At 50.1% G+C, this 11,571-nt stretch carries 12 protein-coding genes; all 12 read left to right on the top strand.

Annotated features, from left to right (window positions below):
- The first annotated feature begins 18 nt into the window (after window positions 1-18).
- On the top strand, window positions 19-951 hold the full coding sequence (locus M3087_RS07915) for a glycosyltransferase family 8 protein (RefSeq protein ID WP_249094856.1): 933 nt from the start codon (window positions 19-21) through the stop codon (window positions 949-951).
- Window positions 938-1,633: a glycosyltransferase family 2 protein gene (locus M3087_RS07910; protein WP_249094854.1), complete on the top strand. Its 696-nt coding sequence runs from the start codon at window positions 938-940 to the stop codon at window positions 1,631-1,633. Before M3087_RS07915 ends, M3087_RS07910 begins: the two co-directional genes overlap by 14 nt.
- Window positions 1,634-1,922: 289 nt before the next feature.
- Window positions 1,923-2,678, top strand: a complete 756-nt coding sequence (locus tag M3087_RS07905; protein ID WP_157948252.1) for a glycosyltransferase family 25 protein — start codon at window positions 1,923-1,925, stop codon at window positions 2,676-2,678.
- Complete coding sequence (locus M3087_RS07900; RefSeq protein WP_249094852.1) at window positions 2,675-3,649, top strand: glycosyltransferase family 2 protein; 975 nt, start codon at window positions 2,675-2,677, stop codon at window positions 3,647-3,649. Before M3087_RS07905 ends, M3087_RS07900 begins: the two co-directional genes overlap by 4 nt.
- On the top strand, window positions 3,649-4,941 hold the full coding sequence (locus M3087_RS07895; protein ID WP_249094851.1) for a hypothetical protein: 1,293 nt from the start codon (window positions 3,649-3,651) through the stop codon (window positions 4,939-4,941). Before M3087_RS07900 ends, M3087_RS07895 begins: the two co-directional genes overlap by 1 nt.
- Window positions 4,942-4,945: 4 nt before the next feature.
- Complete coding sequence (locus tag M3087_RS07890) at window positions 4,946-6,079, top strand: glycosyltransferase family 4 protein (protein ID WP_249094848.1); 1,134 nt, start codon at window positions 4,946-4,948, stop codon at window positions 6,077-6,079.
- Window positions 6,076-7,179 (top strand): glycosyltransferase family 4 protein, encoded by a 1,104-nt coding sequence (locus M3087_RS07885; protein WP_249094847.1) that lies wholly within the window; start codon window positions 6,076-6,078, stop codon window positions 7,177-7,179. The genes M3087_RS07890 and M3087_RS07885 overlap by 4 nt, the downstream gene beginning before the upstream one ends.
- Window positions 7,176-8,351 carry a hypothetical protein gene (locus M3087_RS07880; protein ID WP_249094845.1) on the top strand — a complete coding sequence of 392 codons (1,176 nt, stop codon included), beginning with the start codon at window positions 7,176-7,178 and terminating at the stop codon, window positions 8,349-8,351. The genes M3087_RS07885 and M3087_RS07880 overlap by 4 nt, the downstream gene beginning before the upstream one ends.
- 10 nt (window positions 8,352-8,361) lie before the next feature.
- Window positions 8,362-9,477: a glycosyltransferase gene (locus M3087_RS07875; protein WP_249094844.1), complete on the top strand. Its 1,116-nt coding sequence runs from the start codon at window positions 8,362-8,364 to the stop codon at window positions 9,475-9,477.
- A gap of 74 nt (window positions 9,478-9,551) precedes the next feature.
- The gene (locus M3087_RS07870) at window positions 9,552-10,145 is read left to right on the top strand and encodes a sugar transferase (RefSeq protein WP_410796941.1); all 594 of its coding nucleotides are present in this window, start codon (window positions 9,552-9,554) and stop codon (window positions 10,143-10,145) included.
- Window positions 10,146-10,168: 23 nt separating this feature from the next.
- Window positions 10,169-10,462 (top strand): PqqD family protein, encoded by a 294-nt coding sequence (locus M3087_RS07865; RefSeq protein WP_022384626.1) that lies wholly within the window; start codon window positions 10,169-10,171, stop codon window positions 10,460-10,462.
- Entirely contained in the window at window positions 10,452-11,561 is a 1,110-nt protein-coding gene (locus M3087_RS07860) for a nucleotidyltransferase family protein (RefSeq protein ID WP_249094839.1), read from the top strand. The genes M3087_RS07865 and M3087_RS07860 overlap by 11 nt, the downstream gene beginning before the upstream one ends.
- The last annotated feature ends 10 nt before the right edge of the window (window positions 11,562-11,571 follow it).

The raw sequence follows: 11,571 nt of genomic DNA, 5'->3' as shown, positions 1-11,571 counted from the left end.
TAAAATCAAGAAGATAATATGAATGTTGTACCTATAGCATTTGCTTTTGATAATAATCTGGTGCTTCCTGCTTGTGTTTGTATTTCATCATTGATGGAGAATGCGAATCAGGAGACATTTTATGATATCTTTATCTTGCATTCTGTCCATGAGAATTTGGATAAAAGTAAGCTGGGTTTATTATCTGAATATTATTCTAATTGTAGGATAAACTATCGGGAGGTTGATGAAACATTTGATAATGCGTTTGAAATTCGTGGTATTACGACTGCGGCATATTACCGTCTGCTAATTCCGGAACTAATACCTGAATATGATAAAGTTATTTATGCAGATGCAGATATTATATTCCGAATGGACTTGTTTGAGCTATACCGAATGAATCTGGATGGATATTTGCTCGCAGCGACCAAGGACCTTGGAATCAATTTGAGTATAGACGGAAAGAATTATATAGCATCTACTCCAGGACTGTGCCAAGGACAGTATTTACAATCTGGTTTTATTATGATGAATACGAAGTTGATGCGTAAGGCTGGAATGGTAAATCAGTTCAAGACATTGGCGCAGCGGAAGTATAGATATCAGGATCAGGATATATTGAATATAGCATGTTGTGGTAAGGTTTGTTACTTGCAGCCGTATTATAATATGACAGATTATTCTTATTATTATTTCTTATATGAGTTCGAACAAGTGAAAGAGTCTTATAGGAATTGCGATAAGGAGTATGGACTAAACTCTGGGAATATTCATTTTAATGGTCATAAGCCTTGGAAAAAATATTGCGTGAACTTTGATATTTGGTGGGAGTATTATCGGAAGTCTCCGTACTTTGATGAAAAGTTCTATTTTGATTTCTTTTATAGCAAACTGAATGAGTTGGACCAGCTCACGTTGTGGAAAAGAATAAAGATTTTGATACGTTACTTTATTTATGGCAAAAAGTAAGGTCAGTGTTATAATTCCTGTCTACAATGTGGCATCGTATATTGAGCGTTGCGCTCGTTCATTGTTTGGGCAGACTTTAAGGGAGATGGAGTTCATTTTTGTCGATGATTCTTCTCCTGATAGAAGTATTCAGATTGTGAGAGAGGTCTTGAAGGAGTTTCCACATCGAGTGCACCAAGTCAAGTTTCTTAGGCATGAACAGAATAAAGGATTGCCATCGGCTAGAAATACCGGGATAGAAGCTGCAACGGGGGAATATATTTGTCATTGTGATAGTGATGATTGGGTCGAGCCTGATATGTATGAACGTTTATATGATGAGGCTGAATCAACTCACAGTGATATTTGTTGGTGTGATTTTTATATGCATAAAAAGGAGTCTGTTGAATATTGCAGTGCGATAGATATCCCTTTAGATAAATTGCAGTTGCTTAGAACATATATCATGAGTGGTTGGACAGTCATTTGGAATATGCTTGTTAAACGAGATTTGTATCAGGACTGGCAGATTCGTGGATATGAGGGCTTAAGCTTTTGTGAGGATTATGGTTTATCGGTCCGTTTGCTATCTTATGCGTCTAAGGTCGCTCATTTGCCCAAAGCTTTATACCATTATAATAGGACGAATGTCAATTCTATGGTTGCAACATCCCTGAATATAGAGAGAAGATACGGAAGATGACTGACGATCAGGTTGGAATATATTGTCGGATAAATGAATTTTTCAGAGAAAGAGGACTTTATGAGGACTTGAAAGATGTTTTATCATACAGGATGCTGTGTGGAAAACGTGGATGGCTAATGGACAAAGAGAAGTGGAGAGAATATCGTGAATTATACCCTGAAACAAATGCATATATATGGAGCAATCCTTTATGTAGCAGGAAGGATAAAATTTGTCAGACTATCATCATGAGACCTTTTTTATCTTTCTTATTGCCTGTCATACAATCCTTAATTCAAATCGTAAAATGGAAAAGATAACTACATTTATCATAAACCTGGAAGAAGATAGAGCTAGAAAAGAGCATATGCAAAATATGCTTATGACAATGTCCGATATGTTTGCTTATTCTTTTGTTTCTGCTGTCAATGGTCGCAGGATGACTGAGCACGAAATTGGAGGACGATTCGATACAGCTTTAGCTTATAAACGATATGGGCGTCCATTAAATCGTGGAGAGGTAGGCTGTACGTTGAGCCATTATCAATGCTATGAAAAAATAGCAAAATTGCCTCAGAATTATGCTTTGGTTTTGGAGGACGATATAACGATTCTGGGAGATATGAAAGAAATAGCGAATCTTATACCTTATATAAATAGGGACGAGCCTGCAATCATTTTTCTTTCCGGTGATTACTGGTATTATCGTATTCGTAAGATAAGCGGACATTTACAATTGGCTTCTGTGTATGACGCAGTGGGAGCATATGCTTATTTGATCAATTCAGCTGCAGCAAAAAGGATATTGGAGAAGAACGAGTTGCCGGCTTGTGTCGCTGATCATTGGTCTTTATACAGAAGACAAGGAATCCGGTTATATGCAGTCTATCCCTATATGGTAGATGCAAACATAGAGTCGTTCTCTTCTTCTATCAATCAAGCTTATTTTGGAGAAATCCGCCACAATATGCCTTGGAAATATCGTATTGACTCCTATAGGCTTAGTTTGGTAAAGAGAATATTACTTCAAGCTGGAAAGTTCGTTTCGAAGATAAGAAAATGATTTCCGTCATCATTCCAATTTATAAAGTTGAAGAATTCATTGTGCGTTGTGTCAATTCTTTGATGCAACAGACGATGGAAGAGGTAGAGTTCATCTTCGTCAATGATGCAACCCCGGATGATAGCATGGTGCTGTTGCAATTGGCCTTGAATAATTTTCCCGAACGCAAGGCGCAGGTTCATATATTGAACCATGAGGTAAACCAGGGGTTGCCGGCAGCACGCAATACCGGATTGAGAGTTGCAACGGGTGAATACATCTATCATTGTGACAGCGATGACTATTTGGAGCCTGATGCGCTGGAGACCATGTACAGGGCGGCGAAAGCAAATGATGCAGATATAGTCTGGTGTGACTGGTTCTTATCTTTTGAGCACAACGAACGTTATATGAAGCAACCTGCTTATCCGACGGCTTATGAGGCACTGAAGGGTATATTGAATGGTCGTATGAAATATAATGTTTGGAATAAACTGGTCAGACGTGAACTTTATACGCTGAATGACATTTGGTTTCCTGCCGGATATGGCATGGGTGAAGACATGACGATGATCCGTCTGTTCGCATGTGCCGGTCAGGTGGCTTATGTACCTCGGGCATTTTATCATTATGTGAAATTGAACCGTGAGGCATTTACCAATACGATGTCTGAAAGGCATCTGAGTGCGGTGCTGCATAATACGGCGGAAACAGTAAGCTTCTTACAGAAGAGATATGGAAGTACGTTGGAGGGGGAGATAGGGACTTTCAAGCTCACAGTGAAATATCCTTTTCTGATAGGTGATGATTGGAGTCAGTATCGTTTATGGAAGAATTGTTTCCCGGAAGCCAATCCGTTCATTTCACGGTTCAGACAACTCTCGTTAAGGAGTTGGCTGTTACAACTTGCAGCATTGCACGGGCACTATTGGTTACTTTGGCTACACTACAAGTTAGTATATAAATTGATGTATGGCATAATATACAAGTGATGATACGAAGCATATTAACTCTTTTGGTGATAATTGTTACCAGCCTCTATTTCTTTCCTTTCTCATTTAAGATATTGCCTGATGTGAATACAAAGATGATGCTGGCAGTAGTGGGGTTGATGGTTTATATGATGCGTTTGGGACGGGGACGAAATGCTTCAATAAACAAGGACATGTTCTTTCTGTCAATCGGGGCCGCTATGGTTTCATTGATAGGACTGTTCTCGATAACTTATAATAATACACCTGATTATGCTTATGCCGGGTATTTGGTTTCCATGTGGGTCTGGTTGGGAGGTGCTTATGCCGTCGTGATGTTGATGAAATGTGTGCATGGGGATGTGACGGTCAAGCTGGTGTGTAACTATTTGATAGCAGTCTGTGTCTCTCAATGTATATTGGCTTTATTTTTCGACTTGTATACTCCAGCCAAAGAGGTAATTGATACATATATCGAGCAAGGGCAGGATTTCTTGAACGAACAGCGTGTGAAACGCTTGTATGGTATCGGTGCTTCCTTGGACGTGGCCGGTTCACGTTTCTCGACGGTACTGGTGATGATTATGGTTGTATTATTGCATCACAATATAGGCAGAAGATATTATTGGATTTATGTGCTGGCTTTTCTGGTAATTGCAGTTGCAGGCAGCATGATTGCACGTACGACCTATGTGGGCGCTTTGATAGCCTTGTTGTATGCTTTGTACATGACTAAGATACATACGCTCCATCTTTCTACCGACGGAAGGCGATTCTGGATATGGCTGTCTGCTTTTGTGGTGATAGCTATTCCTTTGGCGGTTTGGGCCTACTATAACATTTTCGAGGTTCACAAGAATCTGCGTTTTGCTTTTGAAGGTTTCTTTAATCTGGTGGAAAATGGAGAGTGGCTGATTGCTTCCAATGAGAAATTGGAGACGATGTATGTATTTCCCGAGACAGTAAAGACCTGGCTGATTGGTGATGGCTATTTTTCCAATCCTCGTGATGTTGACCCTCTGTTTATCGGTGAGGTCGTTGGAGGCTATTACATGGGAACAGATGTCGGTTATTTACGTTTCATATTCTATTTCGGTCTTGTCGGTTTGTTGGCAATCAGTGCGGTTATCGTGAAGTCCGCTTTGATTTGTTCGCACAAGTTTCGGACAGACAGGGCCTTGTTCCTGCTGTTGTTACTGGTTAACTTTATTGTATGGTTCAAGGTCGCAACAGACATTTTCCTGGTCTTCGCTTTATTCCTGATGATAGATAAAGATAAGGAAGAAGACGTAAAACCATGCCCCAGTAAGTAGTAAAATGAAAATCCTGTATTGCATAGCCGGGACTTGCCATGCCGGAGGAATGGAGCGTGTGCTGACAAACAAAGCCAATTATCTGGTTGCACATGGCATGGATGTGGTGATTGTAACGACCGACCAACGGGGATTGCCCTCCTTTTTCGAGTTGGACCCACGAATCCGGTGCATAGACTTGCATGTAAACTATGAAGAGAACAACGGGAAATCGTTTCTGAATAAGCTCGTACATTACCCGTTAAAGCAGTATAAGCACAAGAGGCGTTTGAAGCAGCTATTGTTTCGGGAGCATCCGGATGTGACCATTTCAATGTTTTGTAATGACGCGCATTTTATTCCCGGTATTAAGGATGGAAGTGCAAAGTTGCTGGAAATCCACTTTTCCAAATTCAAGCGTATGCAATATGGACGTAAGGGATTGTGGCGATTGGCTGATTGGTGGCGTAGCAAACAGGATGAGAAGACCGTCCAGCGGTTCGACAAATTTATCGTGTTGACTGAAGAAGACCGTGGCTATTGGGGAGCTCTGTCAAATATCAGGGTGATACCCAATGCACTTACTTTTTCGACCTCGCAAGTTTCATCGCTGGAGAACAAAAAGGTTGTAGCCATTGGGCGATATACTCATCAGAAAGGATTTGAGCGTTTGATAGATGCTTGGAATATGCTGGCACCACAATTCCCGGACTGGAAGTTGGATATTGTGGGCGATGGGGAAGAACGGAGCGGCTTGCAACGGCAAATCCAGCTATATGGACTGGAACAACAGATTGCCTTGGTGAGTCCGACTCGGAATATTGAGAGAGTCTATCAGGAAGCTTCCTTGTTTGTTCTTTCCTCCCGCTATGAAGGCTTGCCGATGGTATTGTTGGAAGCGCAGGCTTTCGGTTTACCTGTTGTGTCGTTTACCTGTAAATGCGGTCCCAAAGACATTGTAGAGGAGGGCGTAACCGGTTATTTGGTGGAGGAAGGAGACATTCAGGGATTGGCTCGGCAGATGGCGGTGTTGATGGGGAATGAATCCTTACGGAAACAGATGGGACGAAAAGCCAAAGAGGCTTCTTTCCGTTATAGTGAAGAGACGGTCATGAAACAGTGGCTTGACATGTTCCGGTGTTGTAGTCTGAAGAAATGAAAACCATTGTTGTTTCGGCTGTGAATATTCGCAAAGGTGGTACGCTTACCATTCTGCGGAATTGCCTGGCCTATCTTTCCACACTGGTGCAGTCCTCTGAGCAATACAGAGTGATAGCTTTGGTCCATAAAAAGGAACTGGCATGTTATCAGGGAATTGAATATATAGAGAAACCAAGGACAGTCAAAGGGTGGGGCAGGCGTCTGTGGTGTGAGTATGTTACGATGTACCGTATTTCCAAGCAGATAGCTCCCGTGTATTTATGGTTGTCGCTTCATGATACGACTCCTCGTGTCAAGGCTGAAAGACAAGCTGTCTATTGTCAGACCTCTTTCCCGTTCCTGAAATGGAAATGGCAAGACTTCAGATTCGATTATAAGATTGTCCTGTTTGCGTGGTTTACCAAGTTTGCCTATCGGGTAAACATCAAGCGTAATACTTGTCTGATTGTTCAGGCTGAATGGTTGCGTCAAGGATTTGCCAGGATGTTTGGATTGCCGGTTGATTCTTTTGTCGTAGCTCCCCCTGAAAGGCGGCAGGTCCCGAAGATAGCTTGCACACGCAGCAGCAAACGGTATACGTTCATTTGTGTGGCGACTGCAGATTGCCACAAGAATTTTGAAACGCTTTGCCGTGCCGCGGCAAGGCTGGAGCAGGAGATAGGCACAGATAGATTCGATGTGGTGCTGACCCTGTCCGGGACGGAAAACAAATACGCCCGTTGGCTTTATGAGAAATGGGGCTGTTTGGAGTCTGTACAGTTTGCCGGATTTATGAATCAGCAGAAACTCTATGCTACCTACGAACAGGCTGATTGCCTCGTCTTTCCCTCCAGAGTAGAAACATGGGGACTGCCAATCAGTGAGTTCGCTGGGTTTGGAAAGCCCATGTTGCTGGCAGACCTCCCGTATGCCCATGAGACTGCCGCGGGAAGCCGGCAGACTGCCTTCTTCGATGTGGAGGATGCAGAAGCCTTAAAGGAATACATGAAGCGATTGGTGTTGAATGATGCTTCCTTTTTGACCGTTGTACCCCAACAGGCGGTTGCTTCTCCTACCGCATCTTCGTGGAAAGAATTGTTTGATTTGTTATTGCAATGACGGATAGCTTGCCTACCCTGACCCTCCACCAAAAGTACGCCCAAGCCGTCACCCTCTATACCTCCACCGAGCGTTCGCTGAAGGACATTGCGGGGGAGTGTGGCGTCTCGGCTACGGCGCTGGGTGCCTACCTGAGGCGGTACCGGCGCGAGCTGGTGCTGCGTCGCAACGGCATGGAGGAGGACGGATGCATCAAGGCGGCAGGACGTCAGACGGCTCCTGCACATGCCAAATACAAGGAAGCCGTGGCGGCGTGCGACATGATGGAATACATCGACCTGAACGTCTCGCAGGTGGCGCGGAAGTTCCGCGTGGACGGCACGGCACTTGCCAATTTCATGAGAACCCATTATCCGGACATTCCCGTCAGGCGTGAAGCACTGCGCCGCAAACTGGGCATCAACGACAACATCCGGCGCGGGGCACGCCCGGAATGTTCGGAACAATATGCAGGAGCGGTCGAGCTGTACCGCACCTCCGAGCTGACCCTCGATGAGGTGGCGGAGCTGTGTCGGGTGTCGGTCAGCGGACTGGGGCAGCACCTGCGCTACTACCACCGTGACATTGTGGACCGGAAACGTTGCGAACGCGAACAGGCGTTGGCGCGACGTCCGAAGCAGGCGGGCCGTCTGGTGGGCAACGGCAGCCGCCACCTGCCTCTCCCCGCGACAGTGGAGCGTTATGCCGGTGCGCTGGACCTCTACCGCGGGACGGCTCTCACGCTGAAGGAGATTGCCCGCCGTACGGGTGTCACCGTCGAAGGCTTCCGTGCCTACCTCAACCAGTGGCATCCCGGACTGCAACGGACCGTGAGCGCCCCGTCGGTCAAGTATGGTGCTGCCGTCGGAAGCCTGAAAGCCGCTCCGCGCCCCATTGCCCACGTGGCGAAGGAGTTCGGGCTGCAGGCGGAAGCCTTCCGTCAGTACCTCCACAAGCACGAGCCGGAGCTTGCCCGTCAGCTGGCAACGACCCGCACGACGGATGGCAGACGGGTGGCACACGGAAGCCGGGAGAAGTATGCCGAGGCGGTGCACCTCTATCGCACCACTCCCGAAGACCTGAAGTCCATCGCCCGACGCCTGGGACTGACCTACAACAGCGTCGGGGGATACATCCGCCGGAACCATCCCGAGGTGATTGAAGCCCACAAGCGGCTGTTGGCCGGCAACTAAATCAGAAGAGATGAAAGCATTAAGAGTATTACAATTGGGAAAGTTCTATCCCGTCAGAGGCGGGGTGGAGAAGGTCATGTACGACCTCATGCTGGGACTGTCCGCCGAAGGCATCGACTGCGACATGCTGTGTGCGGCGGGCGAGGGCAGGGGCGGCGTGACGCAGCTCAATCCGCATGCCCGGCTGACGGCGTGTCCTGCCTGGGCGAAGGTGGCTGCCACCATGATTTCCCCCTCGCTGGTCGTGACCTTGCGGAAGGTCTGCCGCGACTATGATATCATCCACGTGCACCATCCCGACCCGATGGCGTGCCTGGCGCTGTTCCTCTCGGGCTACCGCGGCAAGGTGGTCCTCCATTGGCACAGCGACATCCAGAAACAGAAGCTCCTGTTGCGCTTCTACCGTCCGTTGCAGGACTGGCTGGTGCGCCGCGCCGACTGCATCGTGGGCACGACGCCCGTCTACCTCGCCGAGTCGCCTTTCCTGAAGGAGGTGCAGGCGAAGACCCGCTGCATCCCCATCGGCATCGACCCGATGTGTCCCGATGCGGAAGCCGTGGAGACCCTACGGGCTGCCTATCCGGGCAGGAAGATTGTCTTCTCCCTCGGCAGGCTGGTGCCTTACAAGGGTTACCGTCACCTGGTCGAGGCGGCGCGTTTCCTCGACGACAGCTACGTGGTGCTCATCGGTGGCACGGGCAGCCTGCACGACGAACTGCAGGCACAGATTGACAACCTCGGGCTGCACGGACGGGTGAAGCTGCTGGGCCACGTGAGCGATGCCGACCTGCCTGCCTGCTACGGTGCGTGCCGGGTGTTCTGCCTGAGCAGCGTGCAGAAGACGGAAGCCTTCGGCATCGTGCAGATTGAAGCCATGTCGTGCGGACGTCCCGTGGTGGCGACCCGCATCCCCGGCTCGGGGGTGTCGTGGGTCAATGCCGAAGGGGTGTCGGGCATCAACGTGGAGCCTTGCCGCCCGAAGGAACTTGCAGCGGCCATCCGTGCCGTCTGCGACGACGAAGAGACTTACAGCCGTTACGCCGGGGGAGCGAAGCGGCGCTATGAAGAGACATTCACAAAGAAACAGATGATAGAATCATGCGTAAAAATGTATTTCGACCTATGAATGATGCTAAAGCAAATGCCGTGTCGTTGGTAGAGATAAGCACGGCGAAAGAGTCCGGTTGTTATGAAGATGCCATGTCGCCTGCCGCGTGTTGCGTGAAGCGGCTGTTCGACGTGGTGGGCAGCGCCCTGGGAATGATTGTGTTCTCGCCTGCCTTCCTTGCCATCTATGCAGCCATCAAGAGCGAGGACCGCGGCCCCGCCATCTTCCGTCAGGAGCGGGTGGGTTATCGCGGACGGACGTTCACCCTCTACAAGTTCCGTTCGATGCGGGTGACGTCGGAGGAGGATGGCAAGCCTGCCTTGTGTCAGAAGGACGACGAACGGCTCACCCGGGTGGGACGCTTCCTGCGGGAGCATCACCTCGACGAGCTGCCCCAGCTGTGGAACGTCTTCAAGGGGGAGATGAGCTTCGTGGGTCCCCGCCCCGAACGTCCGTACTTCGTGGAGAAAATCAAGGCGGTCAACCCCGACTACGAACTGCTCTACCGGCTGCGTCCGGGACTCTTCTCCGAGGCGACGCTCTACAACGGCTACACCGACACGATGGAGAAGATGCTCCGCCGCCTGCGGATGGACCTGCACTACCTCGCCACCCGCTCGCTGTGGCTCGATGCGAAAATCATCTTCCTCACCGTGACGTCCATCCTGGGAGGAAAGAAGTTTTGATTCCTGTTAACTCATTTACAACTATGCGTCCGAAACAAAACCTGCAACTCCGCCGCATCGGCAGCCAGTACATGATTGTCGACAGCTGGACGGAACAAGTCAACCTCTCGCACGTCTTCCGCATGAACCGGACGGCGGCGGACATCTGGCAGCAGATGAACGAAGGCTGCTCCACTCCCGAAGCCCTGGCGGAGTGGTTGTGCGACAACTACGAAGTCGACCGGGATACGGCTCTTGCCGATGTGAAACGATTGTTGGACAGCTGGACTGGCTTCGGCCTGCTGGTCGAGGAGGGAGGGGAGGCGGATGCCCGATAAGGACTTTGCCGCCCTGCTCGTCCTCCTGCGTGCCGGGCTGTGGGAGCGTGAGCCGGACCGTTGGGAAGGCTTCCCCCTGTCAGCCGGTGCCTGGGAACGGGTCTACACCCTGTCGCGCCGCCAGACCGTGGCGGGCATCGTGTTCCGCGGACTCCAGTTCCTGCCCGACGAGCTGCTGCCCCCGTCGGCGCTCCTCATGCGCTGGGTGGTGACGGCAGACCGCATCGAGGAACGCAACCGCCTGATGAACCGGGTGCTCGGCAACCTCTACACGCTCTATGTGTCGCGGGAGCTGAACCCCATCCTGCAGAAGGGTCAGGGCGTGGCACAGTTCTATGCCAGTCCGCTGTTGCGCGAGAGTGGCGACATCGACTTCTATTTCACCAACCCCGTCTCCTTCCGCCTGGCGCGTCTCTGCATGCAGGCACGCGGCATCGAGGTGGAGGAGATGCCCGACCGCAGCCTGAGCTACGTGTGGCAGGGTGTGGAGGTGGAGCATCACACCCGCCTGTTCGACCTTCACAACCCGTTCCTGCGGACGAAGGCGGCACGGCTGGAAGAGCGTTGGGGCTACTGCTCCCGGCAGCTGTCGGCTGACGTCCCGGTGGACATCACCGTGCCGGCTCCCTTCCTCAACCTGCTGCTGCTCAACCTGCACATCCTCAAGCATGCCTTGGGCTGGGGCATCGGGCTGCGGCAGCTCTGCGACATGGCGCGTGCCTGCCACTGCCTGCACGGCGAGGTGGATGCCCGTGAGATGGAGGCGGCATGCCGTTCCCTGGGACTGACGCGCTGGGCACCGCTCCTGCACGCTTTTCTGGTGGAGCACCTGGGGCTGGACCCCGGCTGCCTGCCTTACCCGGCACAGGCCCCGTCGGCTGAACCCTTGCTCGACATCGTGCGGCGGGGCGGCAACTTCGGGCTGTTCCTGGAGGGTCGGAGCGGTGCCGGCAGGTCGTGGCTGCAACGGAAGTGGCAGACGTCCCGCTCCTTCCTGCGCAATGTCCGCTTTGCTCGGACGTATGCGCCGAGGGAGGCGTTCTGGCTGTTCACCGGCCTGTTGCGGAACAACCTGCGTTCCACGAAAACTGATAACTGATTACCTAAAC

Source organism: Mediterranea sp. ET5, assembly GCF_023337025.1.
Classification (GTDB): Bacteria; Bacteroidota; Bacteroidia; order Bacteroidales; family Bacteroidaceae; genus Phocaeicola_A.
This window is presented reverse-complemented; position numbering and strand designations above follow the sequence as displayed.